The organism is Algorimicrobium algoritergicola (assembly GCF_008086165.1).
Lineage (GTDB): Bacteria > Bacteroidota > Bacteroidia > Flavobacteriales > Flavobacteriaceae > Algorimicrobium > Algorimicrobium algoritergicola.
The window spans coordinates 981,664-1,006,910 of the sequence record NZ_VSKL01000001.1 but is presented as its reverse complement, the minus strand read 5'-3'; the positions used below and the strand labels follow the sequence as shown (position 1 = coordinate 1,006,910).

The 25,247-nt window shown below is 34.2% G+C and carries 17 protein-coding genes; 12 read left to right on the top strand and 5 right to left on the bottom strand.

The window, feature by feature from the left end; translation table 11 throughout:
• Positions 1–206: 206 nt before the first annotated feature.
• The gene (locus tag ES675_RS04705) at positions 207–2,066 is read left to right on the top strand and encodes a tetratricopeptide repeat protein (protein WP_148367279.1); all 1,860 of its coding nucleotides are present in this window, start codon (positions 207–209) and stop codon (positions 2,064–2,066) included.
• A 55-nt stretch (positions 2,067–2,121) separates the two neighbouring features.
• On the opposite strand, the gene ES675_RS04700 is transcribed toward ES675_RS04705, so the two are convergent.
• Together ES675_RS04700 and ES675_RS04695 are read right to left on the bottom strand one after the other, a co-directional pair.
• Positions 2,122–2,469: a hypothetical protein gene (locus ES675_RS04700; protein WP_066248851.1), complete on the bottom strand. Its 348-nt coding sequence runs from the start codon at positions 2,467–2,469 to the stop codon at positions 2,122–2,124.
• Positions 2,469–3,443 carry a polyprenyl synthetase family protein gene (locus ES675_RS04695; protein WP_066248845.1) on the bottom strand — a complete coding sequence of 325 codons (975 nt, stop codon included), beginning with the start codon at positions 3,441–3,443 and terminating at the stop codon, positions 2,469–2,471. Before ES675_RS04695 ends, ES675_RS04700 begins: the two co-directional genes overlap by 1 nt.
• 122 nt (positions 3,444–3,565) lie before the next feature.
• Here ES675_RS04695 and ES675_RS04690 point away from each other — a divergent pair, with 122 nt between their 5' ends.
• The 9 genes from ES675_RS04690 (at position 3,566) to ES675_RS04650 (ending at position 15,550) form a co-directional block, all read left to right on the top strand.
• Entirely contained in the window at positions 3,566–4,183 is a 618-nt protein-coding gene (locus tag ES675_RS04690; protein WP_066248843.1) for a TetR/AcrR family transcriptional regulator, read from the top strand.
• A gap of 8 nt (positions 4,184–4,191) precedes the next feature.
• Positions 4,192–5,535: a TolC family protein gene (locus ES675_RS04685; protein WP_066248839.1), complete on the top strand. Its 1,344-nt coding sequence runs from the start codon at positions 4,192–4,194 to the stop codon at positions 5,533–5,535.
• 22 nt (positions 5,536–5,557) lie between these two features.
• Positions 5,558–6,748: an efflux RND transporter periplasmic adaptor subunit gene (locus ES675_RS04680; protein WP_066248837.1), complete on the top strand. Its 1,191-nt coding sequence runs from the start codon at positions 5,558–5,560 to the stop codon at positions 6,746–6,748.
• Positions 6,749–6,758: 10 nt separating this feature from the next.
• Positions 6,759–10,238 (top strand): efflux RND transporter permease subunit, encoded by a 3,480-nt coding sequence (locus tag ES675_RS04675; RefSeq protein ID WP_148367277.1) that lies wholly within the window; start codon positions 6,759–6,761, stop codon positions 10,236–10,238.
• Between the two features lie 142 nt (positions 10,239–10,380).
• Positions 10,381–12,135 (top strand): aspartate--tRNA ligase, encoded by a 1,755-nt coding sequence (gene aspS / locus ES675_RS04670; protein WP_066248831.1) that lies wholly within the window; start codon positions 10,381–10,383, stop codon positions 12,133–12,135.
• Between the two features lie 57 nt (positions 12,136–12,192).
• Positions 12,193–12,741, top strand: a complete 549-nt coding sequence (locus tag ES675_RS04665; protein WP_066248828.1) for a hypothetical protein — start codon at positions 12,193–12,195, stop codon at positions 12,739–12,741.
• Positions 12,713–13,534, top strand: a complete 822-nt coding sequence (locus ES675_RS04660; protein WP_066248825.1) for a tetratricopeptide repeat protein — start codon at positions 12,713–12,715, stop codon at positions 13,532–13,534. The genes ES675_RS04665 and ES675_RS04660 overlap by 29 nt, the downstream gene beginning before the upstream one ends.
• Positions 13,527–15,311 (top strand): chloride channel protein, encoded by a 1,785-nt coding sequence (locus ES675_RS04655; protein WP_066248822.1) that lies wholly within the window; start codon positions 13,527–13,529, stop codon positions 15,309–15,311. The genes ES675_RS04660 and ES675_RS04655 overlap by 8 nt, the downstream gene beginning before the upstream one ends.
• 2 nt (positions 15,312–15,313) lie before the next feature.
• Complete coding sequence (locus ES675_RS04650) at positions 15,314–15,550, top strand: hypothetical protein (RefSeq protein ID WP_066248820.1); 237 nt, start codon at positions 15,314–15,316, stop codon at positions 15,548–15,550.
• On the opposite strand, the gene ES675_RS04645 is transcribed toward ES675_RS04650, so the two are convergent.
• Together ES675_RS04645 and ES675_RS04640 are read right to left on the bottom strand one after the other, a co-directional pair.
• Positions 15,547–15,996: a nucleoside deaminase gene (locus tag ES675_RS04645; protein WP_066248818.1), complete on the bottom strand. Its 450-nt coding sequence runs from the start codon at positions 15,994–15,996 to the stop codon at positions 15,547–15,549. The genes ES675_RS04650 and ES675_RS04645 overlap by 4 nt on opposite strands.
• 64 nt (positions 15,997–16,060) lie before the next feature.
• Entirely contained in the window at positions 16,061–18,748 is a 2,688-nt protein-coding gene (locus tag ES675_RS04640; RefSeq protein WP_066248814.1) for a T9SS-dependent M36 family metallopeptidase, read from the bottom strand.
• A gap of 148 nt (positions 18,749–18,896) precedes the next feature.
• Between ES675_RS04640 and ES675_RS04635 the strand changes: the two genes are divergently transcribed.
• A complete protein-coding gene (locus ES675_RS04635) occupies positions 18,897–20,663 on the top strand; it encodes a 1-deoxy-D-xylulose-5-phosphate synthase (protein ID WP_066248810.1) in 1,767 nt (588 codons plus the stop codon).
• Positions 20,664–20,896: 233 nt separating this feature from the next.
• On the opposite strand, the gene ES675_RS04630 is transcribed toward ES675_RS04635, so the two are convergent.
• The gene (locus ES675_RS04630; RefSeq protein WP_066248807.1) at positions 20,897–22,240 is read right to left on the bottom strand and encodes a deoxyguanosinetriphosphate triphosphohydrolase; all 1,344 of its coding nucleotides are present in this window, start codon (positions 22,238–22,240) and stop codon (positions 20,897–20,899) included.
• Positions 22,241–22,424: 184 nt separating this feature from the next.
• Here ES675_RS04630 and ES675_RS04625 point away from each other — a divergent pair, with 184 nt between their 5' ends.
• The gene (locus ES675_RS04625; RefSeq protein ID WP_066248805.1) at positions 22,425–25,238 is read left to right on the top strand and encodes a TonB-dependent receptor; all 2,814 of its coding nucleotides are present in this window, start codon (positions 22,425–22,427) and stop codon (positions 25,236–25,238) included.
• The last annotated feature ends 9 nt before the right edge of the window (positions 25,239–25,247 follow it).

Below are 25,247 nucleotides of genomic sequence, written 5' to 3'. Positions count from 1 at the left end.
TTTATCCACTTGTATTTCAGAAAATTAAATTTAATTGATTTTTCTCATGGAAATAGTAAAAACAACCAGACACCACCTTAAAAGTTAAAAACAGCTATTTAGTAATCCCATTAAAACAGGTAATGGAAACCCCTAAAATTGAATAAATTAAATTGTAACGCATATATTTACTCAAAAAATAATCTCCCTAAGAGTTATATCCTTTTATGTTAAAGCATTACCTACAGTTCTTTTTTTATATAATTATTTCATCAACCCTTCATGCACAGGAAGCGGATAGCATTACAGACTCCATTCAGAGGTCTCATTATTTAAGTGTTCTAGACACCATTCAGTCAAAAGAAAGTAGAGCTGATGTACTAGATAATTTGATTCCACTTTTAAATAGAGACCCTATAGTTTACCCTAATTTTGTTGAAGAATCTGTTTATTTAATGATGGATTTAGAGCAGTATGATCGGGCTGCAGAGCTTGCTATAAAATCATTTTATACGTTCAATATTCGACTAAATCAGACAGAAAGAGCGCTTCAACTAATGGATACGCTTGAACATGTTATTTCTAAAATTGAAGATTCTCAACACAAGGGAAACATCTATTTTAAGAAAGGAGAATATTATTTAAACCGAGAGGAATATGTAAATGCTAATAAAAATTACGCAATCGCAATTAAGACCTTTGGAAAAAAAGATTCTATTTACGTGGCAGACACCTATCTCTCGAAAGGCAATACCAATTTTGAATTAGGCAATTATTTAGAAGGATTAGAGGACACACAAAAAGCTTCTAATTACTACCTAAATCTTAACGATATAGATTATTTTATTAATGCTCAAAACAGTATTTTCATTTTATATGGTGAAATGGGCTTACACGACAAAGCATTAGATGAACAAAATAAATTAATTGAAATTTTACATGTTCATGATAAAAACGAAAGTTTATCTGCTTTGCTTTTTAATAAAGCCATAACCCAAAAAGAACTAGGAGATTTAAAAGGTCAAGAAAAAAGCCTGTTAGAAGGGATTGAATATGCAAAATCAATAGAATCAGAAAGAAATGGTATGGTATTAGTATTCTATGCGGTCTTGGCTAAATTTTATGCAGATAAAGATATAAAAACCGCAAATGTTTACTTAGACTCCACAAATCTAATAAAAAAGAACGCTAACATTTCTCCTTGGTTTATAAACCAGTCTAGGTTACAAACAAGTTATCTCTATTCCAAGCAAAACAATCATGATGAAGCCATAAAAATTAATTTAGAAGCGCTTGAGTTTGCCAAAGCAGATAAGGCAAAAACCAGAATGCTAACCATATATGAGAATTTATATAAAATCTACGAGAATAAAGGTGGTGAATTAGACGCCTACAAGTACTTCAAATTATATTCTAATTTAAACGATTCTTTAAAGAATGTTAAGCAAGTAAATGCGTTATCTTACTATCAGACGTTATTTGAAACTGAAACCAAAGACAAAAAAATAAGTTTACAAAAGGCCGATATTAAAATTTTAGAACAGCAAAAATCTATTGAGAAACGCAGAAAAACAATTCTATTTTTGGTATTGATAATGATTTTATTTTTTGGACTAACCATTATTTATTATTTAAGAAAACGCAGCTCGAACTTAAAAAAGCAATTGGCTTTAAATAAAGAAGAGTTAGTCTCTTTTACTCAAAGACTTTTGGTTAATGCTAACGAACTTAAAATTTTAAAAGGCGAAGTAGATAAATACAAAAAGGATTTTAATAAAATTGATGAGTCTAAAAACATTGAAACATTAATGTCTAGTAAGATATTAACAGAAAACGAATGGACAGAATTTAAAAACAGATTTAATAAAGTGTATCCCGCCTTTTTAGTCCAAATTAGAAAGAATTATCAGGATATTACAAATTCAGAAGAACGCTTAATATGTTTGGAAAAATTGAATTTAAAAACAAAAGAGATTGGCGACATTTTAGGAATATCGAAAGAAAGTGTTGTGAAATCTAGATATAGATTAAAGAAAAAGCTAAACGTTGATAGAGACGTTCCGCTAGTTGAATATTTAGAAAATTAAGTGTTTTTATCTATGAAAAGTTTGGGTTTTCAACTCGCATATAAAATGTCAAGCATCAATACCTATTCTTAAACCAAACCTTTTGCCACTCGCGTTGTAGCACTAAAAAAGCCACCTGTTCTGCCATAATAACGGTATCTGAACCGTCCAACTCGCGAACTTTAGTTTCAGAAACATCAATAATATAGAGCAGGTTTAAATAGTCCATAAATTTTTCTTGAATCAATTTATAAACCATTTCATGCAACATGAATTTTAAACTAGTTGGGAGTATTTCCAAATCCAATTCCAAATCCACATTTGCCAAAGCTAAATCCTTATTCAACTGCTGAATTAACTTCTGATAGAGTTCTGCCTGATTAGCTTCATCAATTAAATCGGTAAAAGTAGTTGGTAATTGCATTATACATTCCTGTTCATTAACTGCTGGCCAAACGTTTTTAATAACGTTTTTTTGACTTCAGAAATTTGTAGCTTATCTAAAACATCAAATGCTTTATTGGTATATTCTTCAATAACTTGCTTGGTTGCTAAACTAGAACCAGAGGTGTCAAAAATATCTTTAATCGTTTCAATTTTATTGGTCTGATCGGTTGGTTTTAAACTATATAAATGTAAAAGCTGCTGCTTATCATCATCACTAGAAAACTCCAACGCTTTTAAATACAAATAGGTTTTTTTATTTTCAATAATATCACCGCCAACCTGTTTCCCAAAAGTTTCTGGATTGCCAAATGCATCTAAATAATCATCTTGAAGTTGAAAGGCAATTCCTAAATTTTTACCAAACTCGTACATATTGCGTTTATCTTCTTCCGAGACCTGCGCAACAATTGCTCCCATTTCCATTGCAGCAGCAACTAAAACAGCCGTTTTATATTCAATCATTTTTAGATATTCGGGAATGGACACATCATCACGCATTTCAAAATCCACATCATATTGCTGACCTTCACAAACCTGTAAAGCTGTTTTGCTAAATAACTTTGCAAGTGCTTGAAACGTTTCGGGTTCATAGTTTTCAAACAATTGATAAGCCATAATTAGCATGGCATCACCAGATAAAATCCCCGTGTTTAAACCCCATTTCTCATGAACGGTTTCCTGACCTCTTCGCAAAGGTGCATCATCCATAATATCATCATGTACCAATGAAAAATTATGAAAAACCTCAATACTTAAAGCCGCATTCAACGCTTTTGTATAATGACAATCAAAAATCTCTGCAGTCATTAAAGTTAAAACTGGACGCAAGCGTTTTCCGCCTAATTGTAAAATATAATTAATAGGGTCGTATAGTGATTTTGGTTCTTTCTCTTGAATATAAGCGTCCAAGTAATCTACAAAGGCTTGCTGATAAAAAGGTGTGTTTTGCATGAAGCAAAAATAAGGCAATTCATTTAATTATTACAACACCTTTCTCCAATATTAAGAAAAGGTTAATACTTTGGAAACTTTTTTGGTTTTTAAAGTTACCTTTAATACATTTGCACCTTATTATGAAAGATAAAATTCTTAAAAGTTCGGCTGATTTGTTTTTAAACTACGGGTTTAAAAGCGTGACCATGGACGATATTGCCAATGAAATTGGTGTGTCGAAAAAAACCATATACCTGCATTATGCCACGAAAACGAAATTAGTTCAGGCAACAACCTTGTACATGTTTGAGTTTATTTCGCATGGTATTGATTGTATTTGTGCCTTAAATCAAAATCCTATTGATGAAATTTTTGAAATCAAGAAATTCACCATGACACATTTAAAAGATGAAAAATCATCACCACAATACCAACTAAAAAAATATTATCCTAAAATTTTCGAATCTCTAAAAAACGATCAATTTCACATCATGCAAGATTGTGTAAAAAACAACTTAATTCGTGGTGTTTCAGAAGGGCTTTATCGTAATTCCATTGATGTAGAGTTTGTGTCCCGACTCTACTTTAATACCATGATGAGTTTAAAAGATGTTGACATATTTCCAACCAATGATTTCCCAATGAAACAATTGATGGATAATTATTTAGAATATCATATTCGTGGGATTAGCACCAAAAAAGGAATTGACAAATTAGACTCCATATTAAGTGACAGCTCAAAAATAAAAATAGACTAAAACAAACAATGAAACATAAATCACTATTAATAGTCAGCCTATTATTTTCAACTTGGTTAATAGCTCAAGAAACGCCAACCACATTTACGTTGCAAGAAGCTATAGATTATGCTTTAATACATAACAGATCAGTAAAAAATGCTGTCAGAGATATTGAAGCTGCCGAAAAGCAAAAATGGGAAACCACAGCTACAGGTTTACCGCAAATAAATGGCGCTGTAGATTACCAAAATTGGATAAAACAGCAAGTATCATTATTACCGGCAGAAATAGCAGGCGGACCTCCTGGCACCTTTCAACCCGTAACGTTTAGCCCAAAACAAAGCTTAACAGCCACAGCAACATTAAATCAGTTGTTGTTTGATGGCTCATATATAGTAGGCCTTCAGTCGGCCAAGGTGTATTTAGAAATTTCTGAAAATGCTAAAATCAAAACCGATTTAGAAGTAAGAAATGCCGTAATCAATGCGTATGGAAACGTGCTTTTAGCCGAAGAAAATTTGAACATTGTCAATAAAAACATTGAGGTGCTTCAAAAAAACCTTTACGAAACCACCAAAATATATGAAAATGGTTTAGCGGAAGAAGAAAGCGTTGAGCAACTACAAATTACCTTAACGGGTTTAGAAAACTATTTAAACAATGTGAAGCGCTCTAAAAATATAGCCTATCAATTATTCAATATTACTTTGGGAATCGATTTAAATGCGCCCATCTCACTAATAGATAGTTTAGAAATTTTGACGCTTCAAAATATCTCATTAGAATTATTAGAAGCCGACGAAAATATTGAAAACAGTATTGATTTCCAAATTGCAAAAAACCAAGAGGTCTCTAAAGAATTACTTTTAAAACTTGAAAAAAGCACCTTTCTTCCTAGGTTAAGCGCTTTTATAAATGGCGGTTATAGTGGCTATAGTGAAACGTTTACTTTTGCAAATAACAACCAAGAATATTATGGTTCTTCCCTTTTTGGCGTAAACATGTCTATTCCCATATTTAGTTCAGGTATGCGAAGTGCAGCCACCCAACGTGCTCAAATAGATTTAGAAATAGCTCAAGAGGAACTAACAGAAACCGAACAACAGTTAAAATTTCAAATATCAGCAGCAAAAAGTGACTACCAGTTTGCCATTGAAGAATACCAAAACAAACAACAGAATTTAAATTTAGCGGAACGAATCGAGCAAAAAAACCAAACCAAATTTTTTGAAGGTATTGCATCTAGTTTCGATTTAAGACAAGCACAAACACAACTATATACTGCACAACAGGAATATTTGCAGTCCATGTTTAATGTTATTACTAAAAAATCTGAACTAGAAACCGTACTAAACACACTAAATTATTAAGCCAATCCATCACATTAAAATCATGAAAAATATAAAAATCCTTATTATTCTTGCCCTTATCATATCGTCTTGTGGCAATAAAAAAGAAAAATCGCTTGATGCTGTTTTAGAATCAAACAATTTATCTGAATTAAAAGAAAGACGTACTCAAATTGATACCAAGCAACAAGAACTAAATGATCAGATGGTATTGCTTAATGAAAAAATAGCAAAACTAGATACTATTAAAAAAGTACCATTAATAACCACGTTTAAAGCGAAGCAGGAAGTTTTTAAGCACCAATTAGAGATTCAAGGAAATGTTACCACTAAAGATTTATTAGTGGTAACACCAGAATACAATGGTATTTTAACCAAAGTATATGTAAAAGAAGGTCAACAGGTAAAAAAAGGACAAATTCTTGCTAAAATTGATGATGGTGGTTTAAGCCAGCAACTAGCACAATTGGAAATTCAAGCTAATTTGGCCAAAACTACATTTGAACGTCAGAAGCGTCTATGGGATCAGAATATTGGAAGTGAAATTCAATATTTGCAGGCTAAATCTTCTTCAGAATCACAAGCAGAAGCAGTCAATCAACTAAAACAACAAATTTCAAAAACCACAGTTACAGCACCTTTTTCTGGCACCATTGACGATATTATTACCGAACAAGGAAGTGTGGTTATGGCAGGGCAAAGTCAATTAATGCGTATTGTAAATCTGGATAATATGTACATAGAAACGGATATTCCTGAAAGCTACATAGGCAGTGTAACAAAAGGCAAGGCTGTTACGGTTGAATTTCCAATTTTAGGAGAAACTATTGAGACTAAAGTTCGTCAAGCTGGCGATTATATAAATCCCGCTAACCGAACATTTAAAGTAGAAGTAAGCGTGCCTAATACTGATAATAATATTAAGCCAAACTTAACAGCACGTCTTAAAATTAACGATTATACAAGTGAAAAGGCCTTACTAATTCCGCAAAGTATTATTTCTGAAAATGCGGATGGCGAACAATACATTTATATTCTTTCAAATAAAAATAGTAATGGTGAAGGCGAAGCTAAACGCGTTATTATAAAAACAGGTAAAACACAAGGAGACGTTATTGAAGTTTTAGAAGGCATAGAAGATGGTGCTGAAATTGTTCAAGAAGGAGCCAGAAGTGTTAAAGATGGGCAAACCGTTAAAGTTGTAGATATGCAAACTGAAAGCACTAACAACTAAAAAGAAACTAATGACTAAAAAGAAAAAACAAGTCGATAAAGAATTTGGTTTATCATCATGGGCAATCAACAACAAGACCACCATGTATGTCCTAATTCTAGTGATGTTTTATTTAGGTGTTGCAGCATTTTTTGAAATGCCTCGTGAAAATTTCCCCGAAGTAAACGAAACAAAAATATATGTTAGCTCAATATACCCTGGAAATACAGCAGAAGATATTGAAAAACTTATTACAGACCCACTTGAGGACGAACTAAAAACCGTTAGTAATGTAGTGGAAATTACCTCAACATCACAAGAAGATTTTTCCATGATTATTGTGGAATTTGATGAACACCTTACCGTTGAGCAAGCCAAACAAAAAGTTAAAGATGAAATAGACACCAAAACGGCGGGCGAAGATTGGCCCATGTCCAATGGTGCCAAAGTAAAACCTGATGTTTTTGAATTAAGCCTTTCAGAAGAAATGCCCATTTTGAACATTAATATTTCTGGCGATTACCCTATTGAAAAACTTAAAGAATATGGTGAAGTACTTCAAGATGAGATTGAAGATTTATTAGAAATTAAGAAAGTTGATATTCGTGGTGCGCAAGATAAAGAAGTTGAAGTTGCCGTAGATATTTATAAAATGATGGCTGCCGATGTGACTTTTAACGACATTATTGGCGCTATTAATAATGGAAATGTAACCATGTCTGCCGGAAATTTAATAGCCAGTGGTCAGCGTAGAACCATTCGTATTCTTGGTGAAATTGAAACACCAAAAGAGTTAGAGAACTTTGTAGTAAAAGCAGAAAAAGGTAAAGCCACGTATTTAAAAGATGTAGCAACAGTTACATTTCATGAAGAAGACAAAACAACATATGCGCGTGAGTTTGGTGAGCCTGTTGTTATGCTAGACGTTAAAAAGCGAGCTGGTAAAAACATGGTTGATGCTGCAGAGCAAATTAAAGTTATTGTTCAAAATGCTATAGATAATAAATTCCCACAGGATTTAAAAGTCACCATTGCAAACGATCAATCGCCTGTAACCATAGGTCAAGTTGACGACTTGGTAAACAACATTATTTTTGGTGTTATCCTCGTGGTTATGGTATTGATGTTCTTTTTAGGATTCAAGAATGCCATATTTGTTGGGTTTGCCATACCTATGTCCATGTTTATATCCCTTATGATATTAAACCTTTTAGGACAAAGTTTAAACACCATGGTTCTTTTCGGATTAATTATGGGTCTCGGAATGTTGGTAGATAATGGGATTGTGGTAGTAGAAAACGTGTATCGTTTAATGGACGAAGAAGGCATGAGCCGTATTGATGCGGCTAAAAAAGGTATTGGCGAAATTGCATTTCCTATTATTATTTCAACAGCTACAACCGTTGCCGCATTTATCCCTTTAGGTTTATGGCCAGGTATTATGGGACAATTTATGATGATACTGCCAATAACACTTTCCGTTGTTTTAGGTTCCTCACTATTTGTGGCTATTTTCTTCAACTCGGTTTTGGTATCGGCGTTTATGAGTGTCGAAGATAAAGACATGGCAATTAAAAAAATTATCCGCAACACTGCTATAATAGCTAGTTTCGGTATTTTGATACTTATTTTTGGCGGCGAATATCGTGGATTAGGAACACTTATGATTTTCACAGCTATAATGCAGTGGGCTTATAGATTATTCCTTCGTAAATGGGCAAATAACTTCCAAACAAAAACGTTGGTACGTTTAGAGCGTTGGTATGAAAATCAGTTACGCTGGGCTTTATCTGGATGGCGTTTATACGGTTTAACAATCGGAACTTTTGTCCTATTAGTTTTTTCTTTTGTGGCTTTTGGGATATCGTTATCTTCACAACGAACCAAAGTGGAATTTTTTCCTGATAATAAGCCGAATCAAATTGTAGTATATATAGAATATCCGCAAGGAACAGCTATTGAAAAAACAAATGCTATAACGCAAGAAATTGAAAAGCGTGTTTACACGGTAGTTAATGCCGAACAGTATCGCGATGGCGATTACAATTATATGGTAGAAAGTGCGGTTTCACAAGTTGGTGAAGGTGCAGGAAATCCACAAACAGATAGTGGCTCATCGGCTGAAATGCCTCATAAAGCGAAGATTACAGCATCCATGCGCGAGTATAAATACCGCCAAGGAGAAGATAGTGAGTTGCTACGTCAAAAAGTTCAAGAGGCATTAGTTGGTATTTATCCAGGTGTTCTTATTTCTGTTGAAAAAGATGCAAACGGACCACCAGCTGGTTCACCTATTAATATTGAAATTGAAGGTGATGATTATGATGAGCTGATTAATACAGCCGAAAATATGCGCGAATTCATTAATACTAAAAATATTTCAGGTATTGACGAATTGAAAATTGATGTGAATAAAGATAAGCCATCTATGCGTGTTATTATTGACAGAGAAAAAGCAGGAGAACTTGGTGTTAGTGCGCCTCAAGTTGGTCAGCAATTACGTAATTCTATTTTCGGAACCAAAGCTGGAATTTACAAAGAAGATGGTGATGATTTTGACATTTACGTGCGCTTTAATGAAGAAAACCGATACAATACGAGTGCTTTATTTAATCAAAACATCACGTTTAGAGATAACACAGGGCAATTAAAAAGTATTCCTGTATCTGCCGTTACCAAACATGAAAACAACTCTAGTTTTAGTGCTATTAAACATAAGGCCACTAAGCGTGTGGTTACTGTTTATTCTGCACTTTCACCAGGCTTTACAGATGCTGGTGCCATTGTTAAGCAGATTCAGAATGAAATGAAGGGTTACAAAAATCTTCCTGAAAACATTCATATAGATTATACCGGTCAAATTGAAGAGCAAAATAAACAAATGGCTTTTTTAATGGGCGCATTTTTTACAGGATTAGGATTAATTTTCTTCATTTTAATATTTCAATTCAATTCTATTTCTAAACCAACAATTATTATGTTAGCCATATTTTTAAGCCTTATTGGTGTATTTGGCGGTATTGTAATTACGGGAAGTGCTTTCGTTATTATGATGACCATGGTTGGTATTATTTCGTTAGCTGGAATTGTCGTAAACAATGGTGTGGTATTGCTCGATTATGCGCAATTACTAATCGATAGAAAGAAACACGAATTAGATTTAGAGGACCATGAGTATTTAAGTAAAGAAGATTTATTCGAAAGTATTGTAAGAGCTGGTAAAGCACGTTTACGTCCAGTTTTACTTACGGCTATTACTACTATTTTAGGATTAATTCCGTTAGCCATTGGGTTGAATATCAATTTTTTCACGTTATTTAGTGAACTAGATCCAAACATTTATATGGGTGGAGATAATGTGGTATTTTGGGGTCCATTAGCTTGGACCGTAATTTACGGATTGCTAGTAGCAACATTTTTAACCTTGATTGTTGTTCCAATTTTATTCTTTTTATCCATGCAATTAAAAATGTGGTATCGAAAGAAAACAACAGAAACAGAAAGTATTTAAAGCCAATTCTTGTACCCTCAAATAAAAGATTGGCTAATAGCGGGAAGCCTCAACAAATGTTGAGGCTTTTTTTATTTGATAATCGGTTAACTTGCTTAAATTTGCATCCGCATATACCTATTAGGTATAAAAACAACAAATTATGTACAGAAGTCATAACTGTGGTGAATTACGAGCATCACATATCAATACCGAAGTAACCCTTTCTGGTTGGGTTCAAAAATCACGCGATAAAGGTTTTATTGTTTGGGTAGATTTACGCGACCGCTATGGTATTACCCAACTCGTTTTTGATGAAGAACGCACGCCAAAAGCCATGATGGAAAAGGCACAGAAATTAGGTCGTGAATTCGTTATTCAAGTTACAGGAACCGTTATTGAGCGTGCTTCTAAAAATGCCAATATCCCAACAGGTGATATTGAAATATTGGTATCCAAAATGGATATCTTGAATGAATCCTTATTGCCACCTTTTACAATTGAAGATAAAACGGATGGTGGCGAAGATATTCGCATGAAATATCGCTATTTAGATATTCGTCGTAATCCTGTTAAAAACAACTTGATTTTTCGTCATAAAGTGACACAAGAAGTTAGGAACTACTTATCAAAAGAAGGTTTTATAGAAGTGGAAACACCTTACTTAATCAAATCGACTCCAGAAGGTGCTCGTGATTTTGTGGTGCCTTCCAGAATGAATGAAGGTCAGTTTTATGCACTTCCGCAAAGCCCACAAACCTTTAAGCAATTGCTTATGGTTGGTGGTATGGATAAATACTTTCAGATTGTAAAATGTTTCCGAGATGAAGATTTACGAGCAGACAGACAACCCGAATTCACACAAATTGACTGCGAAATGGCTTTCGTAGAACAAGAAGATATTTTAAATGCTTTTGAAGGCTTAACCAGGCATCTTTTAAAAGAAGTGAATGGTGTTGAAATTGCTGAATTTCCACGCATGCTTTATGATGATGCTATGCGTTTATATGGAAATGACAAACCAGATATTCGTTTCGGAATGGAATTTGGCGAGTTAAATGATGTTGCACAACATAAAGACTTTGGTGTTTTTAATGATGCCGAATTAGTCGTTGGTATTGCCGTTCCCAATGGGAATAGTTATACTAGAAAAGAAATTGACAAACTAATTGATTGGGTAAAACGGCCGCAAGTTGGCGCTTTAGGCATGATATATAGTCGTTGTAATGATGATGGCACTTATAAATCATCTGTAGATAAATTTTATGACCAAGACGATTTAACCAAATGGGCAGAAAAAACAGGAGCCAAAGCTGGCGATTTAGTCTGTGTACTTTCGGGTCCTACCAATAAAGTTCGCGCACAATTAAGTGCGTTGCGTATGGAATTAGCAGAGCGTTTAGGTTTACGTAAACCAAACGAATTTGCACCACTTTGGGTTATGGATTTTCCATTATTGGAATGGGATGAGGATACCGAACGCTACCATGCCATGCACCATCCATTTACTTCACCAAAACCAGGGCAGTTGGAATTATTAGAAACCAATCCTGGCGATGTAAAAGCAAATGCTTATGATTTGGTGCTGAATGGAAACGAAATTGGAGGTGGTTCTATTCGAATTCACGATAAAAAAACACAGGCTTTAATGTTCGATTATTTAGGCTTTACAAAAGAAGAAGCAAAAGCACAATTCGGCTTTTTAATGGATGCCTTTCAATATGGTGCACCGCCACATGGTGGATTAGCGTTTGGATTGGATAGATTGGTTGCCATTTTAGGTGGTCAAGAAACCATTCGAGATTTCATTGCATTCCCGAAAAATAATTCAGGACGCGACGTCATGATTGATGCACCCGCTCCACTGGACAATAAACAACTAGAAGAATTGAGTTTAAAGCTGAACTTAAAATCTTAAAAATTTATAATTTGTCCCGATAGCTTATCGGGACAAATTTTTTAGTAGTTTTAACTAATGAAGTGGAAACGCGTTTTTAAAATTATTATGTATGTTGTTTTAGTGCTTACCATTGCCCTATTTGCTTTATATGGTTATGCCTATTATATGTTTAAGTACAAGTTTATACCGGAACAAAAATATACACATGCAGTTGAATATATAGATCCTGAAACGGCTTTGTTAAGCGACGGTTTTGAAGTTTGTAATGAAAATTATATTTTACAATATTATAATCCAGAACGTGCCACTTACAGCAAAGGTAAAAATGGTTTACGAACCTTTATTCTTTCACATTATAAAAATGAGAATTATACAGATTCAGGATATTTAAACATCCGATTTGTTATTAATTGTAAAGGGGAAGCTGGGCGTTATGTCATTCATGAAAATGATTTAGACCTGCATCCTAAAACATTTAATAAAGCGTTAGTAGACCAATTATTTCAACTTACAACAGAACTGAAAACATGGAATCCAAATTATTTATATGATGAATATCGAGATTCCTATATGTATATATCTTATAGAATAGAACATGGCGAGATTACTGAAATTATTCCTTAATATCTGTGTTGTTCTTTGTCTTTTCTCATGTCAAACTAAACGTGAAAAAGCCGAAGAATCCTACAGTTTTGGTGTTACCAATTTTGGACAAGGTTCGGCTGGTAGTATCAACGGCATTGCACGTGCTATTGAAATAGATTCCACGTATGAACAAGCAGTTTATGAACTTTCTGTTGCGTATTTAAAACGTGGTATGCCTCATAAATGGAAGGAACAATATGACAAAGCTATTCCATTAGATTCGGTGACGCGAATTCCATGGCGAGGATATTTATATTTATGGTTTTACAGAGATTATAAGAAAGCGATTGCCGATTTTGACGCCTCTGATACCTTAACGCCAAATTTTGTGGATCAGCCGCAAGGTCATAGTGTAGATTATTGGCGCGGAATTGCCTATTTAGGTTTAAAGGATTATGATAATTCCATCCTATATTTTGATAAATACATCAATCAAGAAATAGAAGAATCAGGTGAAGACTGGGTAGAACTTACCGCATTTTTATATCGCGGCATTGCTTATTATGAATCTGGAGATTATGAAAAAGCGCAATATAATTTCGAAAAACGCCTAGAACACGGTAGAGACATCAGTGCTGACGCAAAATATTATTTAGCTTTATTAGCCCAACAAGAAGGAAATATAGCTTTATCAGAAACGTTAATCAATGTCGCTATTGATCAATTCAAACAAGGCTATTATAACAATAGACCGTATGTGGAAACCTTACGGCAAATATATTTAGAAGATTTGCAGACGTTAAAACTAGAATTACACGACGAAAATGCCTAACAGAACCTATTTTAAACGATTTCTTATTTGGCGTGCTAAACACATTTCGAACAAGCAGTTCGTCTATCTTTTAAGTATACTGGTTGGTTTTACTTCTGGTGTTGGCGCTGTTATTCTAAAAAACTTAACGCATTATATTCAACATTTATTAGAGGGAAATTTGGTAAAATATTACCATAACGCCTTTTATTTTGTCTTTCCAATTATTGGATTTGCTTTAGTTTATCTCATCATAAAATATATTATTCGTAACAAGGTAAGTCATGGTATTCCGTCTACACTCTATGCCATAGCTAAGCGAAAAGGCATTATTAAACGTTATCAAATGTTTGGGTCGTTTTTAACTGCCCCGATAACTGTTGGTTTTGGAGGCTCTGTAGGTTTGGAAGGTCCAACGGTAGCTACAGGTGCGGCAATAAGCTCCAATATTTCAAAACTATTTCATGTTAATCAGCAAACAAAAACTTTATTAATTGGCTGTGCAGCTGCAGGCGCCTTATCATCTATATTTAAAGCTCCAGTAGCAGCCATAATTTTCGCCATAGAAGTGTTTAGCTTGGACTTAACGATTGCATCCATGCTACCCTTATTATTAGCCTCGTTATCAGCGATTTTAACCTCGTATTTTTTCTTCGGTAGTGATGTGTTATTACCTTTTGATATTCAGGGAGAATTTTCAATTTCCGATGTCCCTTTTTATATTATTCTGGGCGTATTCGCTGGTTTAATATCTATGTATTTTTCTGAAATCTATGAAAGAATTCAAAAATATTTCGATAGATTAAAATCGGCCTGGCATCGCATATTAGTCGGTGGTGTTGCCATAGGAATTCTTATTTATTTTATCCCACCGCTTTATGGTGAAGGTTTTGATGTTATGAATAATTTAATTGCTGGAAACCCTGAAAAAGCACTAGTAAATAATTTCTTCAATTTAGATCTCGCTAATATTTGGGTAGTTATTGGGCTATTAGCAGGATTAGTGTTTTTTAAAATTATAGCGAGTGCCATTACATTTGGAGCCGGTGGTGTGGGAGGTATTTTTGCACCAACGCTTTTTATGGGGAGTATGATGGGGAATTGTATTGCTAAAATCATTAACAATTGTGGTTTAGGCTTTTCAGTTTCCGAAAGTAATTTTACACTGGTAGGTATGGCAGGCTTGCTGTCTGGCGTATTACACGCACCTTTAACGGCTATTTTCTTGATTGCTGAACTTACCGGTGGTTATGATTTATTTATTCCGCTAATGCTGACAGCTACCATTTCATTTAGTTTAACAAAGCGCTTTTATCCGCACTCTGTTTATACCATGGAATTAGGCCGAAAAGGCGATTTGATTACCCATGACAAAGATCATGCTGTACTGACGTTAATGGATATTAACTCTATTATTGAAACGAATTTTATAAGTATTTCACCCGAAATGACTTTGGGAGACATCGTGCACAATGCGGTAGTAAAATCTAATCGAAACATTTTCCCCGTTATAGACGATAAAACAAAAATGCTCGTGGGTATTATTTTACTAGATGATATTAGACCTATTATGTTTATTCAAACACTGTATGATGAAGTTCTAGCCAAAGAAATCATGCAAAATCCACCGGCAATTATTGATATGGAAAAAGATAAGATGACCACTATTATGAAGAAATTTCAAGATAGTAATGCTTGGAATTTACCGGTTGTAAAACAGAACGAGTATATTGGTTTTATTTCAAAATCGAAGCTTTTAACAGCCTATCGTAGAAAACTTATAAATATTACAAACTAATTATGAAGTATATTATTTTCTTGCTTTTCATTATAACCATGACTGCTATTGTTTCCGGCCTAACACTTGACACAGAATATGCTCCGAAACTGGTTGGAGGCGGAGTTTTAGGTTTGTTTTTTATTGTTTTTCCGCTCTTTTCTTGGTATCGATGGAAAGATAAAAAGTTGAGTGATTACATGCTAACGCAAGAAAATCTGGATAAAATGCGGGAAAATCAAAAGCGAAAGAAGCACTAATTTAAATTTCTTCTTTCAATAAAAAATCGCTTTAATAATAAAGCAGCTTCATCGGCCATGACGCCTCCTTTTATAAGTGTTTTAGGATGTAGTTTGGTTTGTAAGTTTATGCAACCGCGTTCTTCATCGCGAGCACCATATACAATGTTACTTATCTGGCTCCAATACAATGCACCAGCACACATTTGGCATGGCTCTAACGTAACATATAATGTACAGTTGTGTAAATATTTACCTCCTAAAAAATTTGCAGCAGCTGTAATAGCTTGCATTTCAGCATGAGCTGTAACATCATTTAGCATTTCGGTAAGATTATGTCCTCGAGCTATAACTCTATTATCAATTACAATTACAGCACCAACAGGAATTTCGCCTTTATCAAAAGCTGTTTCAGCTTCCATTAAGGCTTTCTTCATAAAATAAGCATCATCAAAAAGTATCTCCATTTTACAAAAATAAAAAAGGCAACTAAATTACTAGTTGCCTTTTTAAAATATCATTCGAAAATTATTAGTTTTTAATAATCTTATGGTTAGCATCAATATTCTGACCCTTCATATTTAATATGTAAATACCAGATTGTAATGTATTCATATTAATTTCTACCGTTCCAAATAAATCAACTTCCTTGTTATAAACCTGCCTTCCGTTCATATCCGTAATCGTCATAATTACTTGACCATAGCTCTTATTCGTTTTAATAAACAAGTTATTATTAGTTGGATTTGGATACACTTTATAATCACTTTGTTTAAACTCGTCCACACTTAAGCTTGTACAGTTTTGTAACGAAGGATCTGTATCTAAAGGCATACTGAAATCTTCAACCTGATCTGTTCTACTAAATTTACTACCACCAGATGCGTTTAAACCTAAACCTCTATTAGAAAATACTTCCCAAATCATACACTGATCTTCACCTCCTGTAGTTGCCATATCGGCAGCTAAAAGAGCATCACGACCATCGATAAAATCAGGACTACAAGGCTGTAACTTAAGACCATCAATTACTAATTGCATCACTTTATTATTTCCACCTACACCATTAAACAAATCTGCATCAAAACTGTACTTTTCTATATATGCCCATGACAAATCCCATAACATAGTTGCCCATACAGAACCTATACCGTGAGGCGCAGAAAGATTCGTATTGTTTGTAATAGCATAAGTAAAAGGGTTTTCACTCATGTCGGTTGAATACCTGTAAGGTCTATCTGGCAATCCAGGACCATCGTTTGGCTGACCCAATGAATAGGTAACCGCAGCTCTTGCATCATCCCCTGCATCTCCAGGTTTTATGGTAAGCATCATGGCAAACCAATCTGACCAACCTTCACCCATTTGGGTTGCATTTGTTAAACAAGTTGTTTGAAAAGCGCCACCTGTTAAACGGTTTGAAATACCATGACCATATTCATGTGCTACAATACCATTATCTAAACTACCATCTAGCATAAAAGGACTTGGCCCTTGTAATGTAACATTAACGGTTTCTGTTTGCATTGCTGCAAGTAGAATTTCACCATCAGCAAAATTCATAAATACAGAGGGTATTGTAAATAACGGATTTGCTTCACCAGCCATAGTTACGTAAGGCACATAAGCTGGATCATTATCTGGGTTATTGTGATTAAGTACAATAACAGCAACGGCACCTGCATCTTGCGCATTTTGAATTTTATCAACAAATGGACAGGTTCCTCTTCTAATTACGGCTATTTTACCAGCTACGCTAGCTACTGGATTACAACCTAATGTAGGTGCCGCTGTTCCATCAGTCACCAATTGCAAATCAGCTGTAACAGGGGTTGGTCCTATTCCTAAAATATTATTAGGTGCTTCTGTTGCCGGATTAGCTGCTACATATGATCCAATTGCTGAACTATTATTTACCGTCACTAAATTTTGAACTCCTCCTCCTGGTGCTGACCATAAAAACATGCGCATGCTTGGATTTGAACCGTCTGGAGGTGTTCCAAAAGAGGCATTATTTATAGAACCATTAAGACCATTTCCATCTTGGGCATCTGCGCGAACATAGTCGTTAGCAACACCACCATTTCCATAATTATTAGCTTGAAAATTACCACTTGCTTCATCAAAACCATATTTATACCAAATATCGTGCATCATATTGTTTACATAGAACAAGTTGGTTATAGATGCATCTTGATAACCTTCAGGCTGTTGGTTAAAATCTAACGGGAAGTCAAAATTCAATGTCGATGATCCACTTGGAGAATATCCAAATCCGTCATTACCATCTCTATCTTCCATGGCCCAAACATTGTTACCACGTGCAATTGTAAAATCAGCACCTGCAGTGCCATTAATATCATGCCATCCATAAGGCGATGCAACTAAATCAGCAGGCTCTGTTACTAACATTCTATCTCCATCATTTGGAGCACTCACAGGAAATGCATAAACATTATATTGAGAACCATCTGCTAAATAAGAAACCTCTTTAAACAAGGTGAAATTAGATTCTACTTGTTTTAAAGTATTTGCAACATGACCATGATTTATGTGATCTAAATCGCCGAAATTACACGTTAAAATCCAATCGTTTTGATTATTAATTTCTCCAGAAACTGCATCAACACGAACACTATACCAATTAGCACCATCCAAAGTATGAATACTTAAATCCCATGAAAGGGTTAAGTTTCCTGCTTCGTTTTGAAAATACACTAATTTAACTGGAATAGTTGCTTGAGAAATAGCACCATTTGAATAAACATAGGTGTTGTTATTCTTTTCAATTAAATCTAAATTCTGAACAGAGCCCAAATTTAATTGCGTTGCAACATTCTGAATAGCTTGCTTTGCCGTTAATTGTGGAGATGTTGTATTAATCCTTTGATTAACATTACCTGTAAATCTATTAGCATAATAAAAAACAGCATTACCCTTAATAGCAACACTTGATAAAGCATTGAAAATCGGAATACCTTGGTATCTTTGATTAACATACACATGCGTAATTTTGCTGTTTTTTGAAAGGAATTCATTATCAACGGTTAAATCAGAAATATCACTTACTGATAAGCCATATTTTTCTTTATTTTGATTGAGATAATTTTGAATTACAGATGCGTAATTCGATTCCATTAAGTTACTTTGCGCATAAACCACATTGGCAAATACCAAAACGGCCAAGAAGAGTAACTTTTTTGCGTAGTTATTTTTCATTTTTCAGAATTAAAAATTAGAGGTTTTTTAATATAATTCATCAAATATAAGTAAGTTAGTATAGGTATTAAGAATAATTATTCGATTTATTTCGAAAAATTCATAAAATATAGGCTATTTTAATAGCTTTACATCATAATACAAAGCGATGAATTTAAACATTCTTGACACTATAAATACACCTGCAGATTTACGAACACTAAATCAAAACAAACTGCCTGGTTTAGCAAAAGAATTACGTCAATTCATCATAAATATAGTGGCCACAAAAGAAGGCCATTTAGGTGCTAGTTTAGGTGTAGTAGAATTAACTATTGCTCTACATTATGTGTTTAATACGCCACATGATTTATTAATTTGGGATGTTGGACATCAAGCTTATGTTCATAAAATACTAACTGATAGAAAAGCCAATTTTGATACCAACAGACAGTTATATGGCATTAGTGGATTTCCCAAACGCTCTGAAAGCATCTATGATACGTTTGGCACAGGACATTCGTCGACTTCTATTTCGGCTGCTTTAGGCATGGCCATTGCTTCACAAATTCAAGGTGATTTTAAAAAACACCATATTGCCATTATTGGTGATGCCTCCATTGCCAGCGGAATGGCTTTTGAAGGTCTAAATCATGCGGGTGTAACAAATGCCAACTTGCTCGTTATTTTAAATGATAATGCTATAGGAATAGACCCAAGTGTTGGTGCATTGAAACAATATTTAACCAACGTAAAAACAGGCACTCAAAAACAAGATAACATTTTTGAAGCCTTAAATTTTAATTATTCAGGACCTATTGATGGTCATGATGTTTTTAAAGTGATTACCGAATTGGAGCGTCTAAAAACGATTGAAGGCCCGAAATTCCTTCATATAATTACCACCAAGGGTAAAGGTTTAAAGCAGGCTGAAGAAAATCAAGTGGTTTATCATGCACCTGGAAAATTTGACGCTATTACTGGTGATATTCCTGCGAAAACGAATACCCTACAAGCTCCAAAATACCAAGATGTTTTTGGTTTAACTTTAGTAGAATTAGCCCATAAAAACAACAATATTGTAGGTATAACACCTGCTATGCCAACCGGAAGTTCCTTAAAATATATGATGGATGCTTTTCCCGATCGCGCATTTGATGTTGGTATAGCCGAACAACATGCCGTAACACTTGCCGCTGGTATGGCAACACAAGGTATGATTCCGTTTTGCAACATCTACTCTACTTTTTTACAACGTGCTTACGACCAAATAATTCATGATGTGGCCTTGCAGAATTTACCAGTTATTTTCTGTCTAGATCGTGCTGGTTTGGTTGGTGAAGATGGCGCCACACATCATGGTGTTTTTGATATAGCCTATTTACGTTGTATTCCGAATATGATTATTGCAGCGCCAAGAAATGAAATTACCTTAAGAAATTTACTTTATACAGCACAGCTCGGAAAGCTTGAAAGCCCTATAGCTATAAGATATCCAAGAGGACGAGGCGATAATTTAAATTGGCAAGTGCCTTTTGAAGAAGTAATAATTAGCAAAGGCGAACAATTAAAGCTAGGTGAAAAAATAGCGATTTTAAGTATTGGTAGTGTGGCGAAAAACGTGAACCAAGCGATTCATGATTTAACCATTTCCCATTACGACATGGCTTTTATTAAACCACTTGATGTCCAGTTATTACATACCATTTTTAATAATTACGAAACTATTATCACGATAGAAAACGGAACAATTATAGGTGGATTTGGAAGTGCTATTTCAGAGTTTAAATCCCAATTCAATTATAAAAACACACTGAAGATATTGGGTATTCCAGACGTGTTTATTGAACAAGGTTCTATAGAAGAACTTGAAGATATTTCAGGCATTAGCCCTAAAAAAATTAGAGCGTTTATATTAAAAATTATGGAGATGTAGATTAGTAATCTTCTGCGTAAAATTGGGTTGAATCAATGTCAGAATCATTCTTATCTGACAACTCGCTTAAGGCTAACAAACTAGCAAAGGTTACAAAAAATATAACGATAGCTCCTAGTATATTTTTTCTCATTTTAGTTAAGTTCAATTAATTTTGAAAGCTAAATATAAAAAATACATCGTTAATAAGCAAGTATTTTCGATTAAAAGCTGACTGTGAGAGATTTATCTTACTAAAAAGCCATTCCTTTAATTTTCTTATAAATCAGAATTGCCCGACTATCAGATAAGGACGCCACATAATTACAGACATTTAAGAGTCGTTTATAAATCAAATCTTCTTGGATATTGACATTTCCTGATAAGGTATTTAAAATTAGTGTATCGTAATTTGAAGCTGTGCCATTATAAGTATTATTAACCGCAGATACATAGGTTTCCAATAGCGTATTTATAACACGATACCCCATAATTTCCTTTTCTACAACTTCTTTAGATTGATAGACGTTTTTTATACTAATGTTAATAATATCTGTAATCTGTGCTTCGTACTTACTTTTATCCAATAAGGCGGTCTGGAAGGTATCATTTAAAATAGCTTCTTCATTTTCAATAAACACCGAAACGGCTTCATTTATTAACGTATTTATAGCCAATGCCCGTAAATAACTAATGCGGTCTTGCGTGGTTGATAATTGGTGGTATTTATTAGTTTGAATCCTATCACGCACCAATTTTATTAAATATTCCAGAGCAAATTCCTCTTGAATAAGGCCTAAATTAATACCATCTTCAAAATCGATTATGGTGTAGCAAATATCATCTGCTGCTTCCACTAAAAAGGTTAATGGATGTCTGGCATAACTTATATTATCATCCGTTCCCCTAGAAATTAAACCCAACTCACTTGCCACATCTTCAAAGGCGGTTTTATCAGCTTGAAAAAAGCCATATTTTTTATCGGCAATATGTTTAGTTGGCTTTTTAGGTAAGGATTCTTTAGGGTATTTTGTAAAAGCGCCAAGTGTAGAATAGCTTAAACGCAAACCACCTTCACGACCAATACGGCTTTCCGTTAGAATTTTAAACCCATTGGCATTACCTTCAAAATCACATAAATCCTGATATTCTTTGTCCGATAATTCCGTTTGAAACGTTTTACCTGTTCCCGTTTTAAAAAATTCACCAATGGCTTTCTCTCCTGAATGTCCAAAAGGTGGATTTCCAATATCATGAGCCAAAGCTGCAGCCGCTACAATAGCGCCAAAATCGTTTGGCTGATAACCATGAATGTTTTGTAAATGTGGATATTTTTCAATTAACTGCTTACCTGCTAATCGTCCAAGTGTTCTTCCCACAACACTCACCTCCAAACTATGTGTTAATCGTGTGTGTACAAAATCTGTTTGCGACAAGGGAATAACCTGGGTTTTATCTTGTAAACTTCTAAATTCTGAAGAAAAAATGATGCGATCATAATCGACTTCAAAACCTAAACGTGTTTCATCTTGTTCTTTTCGCAAGCGTTTATTCGTATCGCCAAAACGCTTTAATGATAATAATTGTTCCCAGTTCATTGTACAAATCTATTGACTTGCAAGATAGTATTTTTTCAATGTTAAGAAACTGTTTCGAATTCAGATTATTTAGAAAATCTCATAACTTTCAGGTAATGTTTTTATGATATAGGTTTAATACCTAGTTAACCGTGACTTTACATTTCTGCAGTTTCTTTGCCGTAAGAAATTTTGGAAAAAACACATGAAATATTTACTTCTTAACCTATTGTTATTTACAACCCTAATAACGTATTCTCAAAATACAGGTTCATTAGCAGGAAAAATTACGGATAAAGAATATAACAACGAGCCGCTTCCTTTTGCTAATGTTTTAATTAAAGGAACTACAAAAGGTACCACAACCAATATGGATGGTTTATATCTAATTGACAATTTAGAAGCTGGAACATACACCATTGTTTTTAGTTTTGTTGGCTACGAAACTCAAGAAGTAGAAGCAAAAATAAGTTTAGGGAAGGTTACTGAAATAAATTTACCTATGGCTGCAAGCGCAGCGTCATTAGATGAAGTTGTTATAATAACCACAACCAAACGCGAAAGTGAAGTGGCTTTATTATTAGAACAGAAAAAAGCAGTTGAAATCAAACAAAGTATTGGCGCTGAAGAATTATCACGAAAAGGCGTCAGCAATGCGGCTGGAGCTGTTGCCAAAATATCAGGGGTTTCCAAACAAGAAGGTTCCAGCAACGTGTATGTTCGTGGATTGGGCGATCGCTATTTAAATACCACTATGAATGGTTTATCGCTTCCATCCAATGATGTGAATAAAAAGAACATAGATTTAGATTTATTTTCTTCTGATATTATTGAAAACGTCTCTATTAGTAAAGCATATGCTGTTGGTTTTTATGGCGATTTTTCTGCGGGAAATGTCAATATCAACTCCAAAGACTATAAAGGAAACGGATTTTTAGATGTTTTTATGGGAAGTGGTTTTAATACCAACGCCATTAATAAAGATTTTGTAAAAAGCGAAGGAACCGGCTATTCCGGATATTATGGTCGTTATGATCACAACCCGTTTGCCGTTGTATTATCCCATGGTATCGATCCTGTTTCTGCTGGAACACCTATTAATGTAAGTTATGGCGCATCTACAGGAACATCATTTAATTTTAAAAATGGTTCGCGCTTAAGCATTTTTGCTACCGGTTCTTTTGAAAACAATTTTGAATACCGCCAAGGAACTACCAGAGATTTTACGCTTACCGAGAAAAAAGCATTTGTTGATAGTGCTGAAGAGTATGAATATGGCACCACCACAACAGCCATGGCAAACGTAAACTACAAAATTGACGACGCCAATTCCATTAAATTCAATTCGGTTTTTATTAATAACTCATCAGACGTTGTTGGGTATTTTGGAACTAATGGAAATGGAAGAAATAGGGATGCTATACAAAATACAGATGAAGGTTTCTACCAAATGAATGTGCAGTTTGATCAAACTAAAATGTTTGTGAATCAATTATTAGGTAATCATAAATCTGGAAAAATTGAAGTGGATTGGGGATTTGGCTATAATTATGTAAATGCAGATCAGCCAGACCGTAAACGAATCAGTTTAGAAAACTACCATTTAGCTTTTGATAACGATTCCAATACAAACCCTATTTTTTATAGTAATGTGGATTATGATAACCAACGTTACTTTCAAAGTATTACCGATGATGAATATAATGGAAACTTAAATTTCGCTTATCAAGCTACCGAAAACCTCAAATTAAATATCGGTTATAATGGTAAAAGCAAAACGCGTAATTTTAATAACATTCGTTATGGTTATGATATTGTTCAAGGTAATTATCCGGTTACGGATGTCAATAATTTCAACACCATATTTTCATTAGATAATCTTCAAATTAATGAAAACACCGGTGGACTTTATGAAATAAAAGTTATTAAACCCATTCCTGGTTATACCAATACAAATAGACCTGGACTGCCAGAAAACACCTACCAAGGCCGTTTAGATATTTATGCGGGCTATGTAAATGCCGAAATTAAAGCAGGCGATAACTGGTTATTTGTACCTGGTGTTCGTTTAGAATCTATTGAACAAACTATTGCTTTTAATGTGATAAATTTAGGATTACGAGGCACAGATGAAATTACTTCCAAAAACAACTTATTCTTGCCAAGCTTAAATATTAAATATAGTCTGAATGAAGACCAAAACTTACGATTTTCTGCCAGTCAAACAGCATCACTACCAGAGTTTAAAGAAGTAGCACCATTTGTTTACGAAGATATTTCAGTGCGAGTTGGCGGTAATCCAGACCTACTAGAAGAAGGCTATTCTAAAATTTATAATTTCGATTTAAAGTACGAATGGTTTTTCAGCAAAAGTGAAATTTTATCGCTTGGAGCTTTTACAAAAATTATTAAAGACCCTATTAATTTAGTTGTTGGTGCCGATGCAACAGGCACACAACGTTATTTTAGAACTGGTGATAAAGCTAATGTTTACGGCATTGAATTGGAAGTCAGAAAAAATTTGATAACCAATGAAAATGATGACACCGATTTATCCATTGGTTTAAATGCCACGTACATGTACACCACTCAAGATTTGTATGAGCGTATTGATGGCGACTTTTACGATGTGAGTTTTAACAGAACTAAAGACCACCTTCAAGGCGCTTCACCTTTCTTACTGAATGCAGATATTAGTTATTCTCCAACATTTAAAAACTACAAACCAGTTGCCAATTTAGTATTCTCATACTTCTCGGACAGAATTGACGCTTTAGGTTCTGGGCAATTAGGAAATGTTATTGAAAAGGGTGTTCCAACTCTAGATTTCATTTGGAAAAACACCATTAGTAACACGTTTGAAATCAACTTAAGTGTCATGAATTTATTAAATCCAACCGTAACATATATTAGAGAAACCACTTTAGGAGATATTGTGGTGAATTCAGCAAATGGCAAAGGTGTATCAGACTACAAACGCGGCATGGATATAAGCTTACAACTTAAATACACATTTTAACAATCACTT